We start from the raw sequence: 383 nt of genomic DNA on the forward strand, positions 1-383 counted from the left end.
ATTTTGGAAAGTGAATCGGCTTCGACGAGTGAGTCTGAATCGATTTTGACTAGTGAATCCGAATCTCTTTCAACAGCGGAAAGCGAATCGACTTCGATCTTAGAAAGCGAGTCAGCTTCGACAAGTGAGTCTGAGAGCGAGTATCTTTCGGAGAGTGAATCCACATCCGAGTCGGAATCTATTCTGGTCAGTGAATCTGAGTCTATTTCGACAGCGGAAAGCGAATCAACTTCGATTCTAGAAAGCGAGTCGACTTCAACGAGTGAATCTGAATCGGTTTTGATTAGTGAATCCGAATCTGTCTCTACAGCCGAGAGTGAATCAACTTCGATTTTGGAAAGTGAATCGGCTTCGACGAGTGAGTCTGAATCGATTTTGACTAG

1 pseudogene is annotated in these 383 nt (G+C 44.1%); it reads right to left on the reverse strand.

Annotation, left to right across the window (positions count from 1 at the left end):
* Nucleotides 1-383, reverse strand: a pseudogene (locus FAY32_RS14760) (MSCRAMM family adhesin SdrC); the annotation flags it as partial.

The organism is Levilactobacillus enshiensis (assembly GCF_007115095.1).
Lineage (GTDB): Bacteria > Bacillota > Bacilli > Lactobacillales > Lactobacillaceae > Levilactobacillus > Levilactobacillus enshiensis.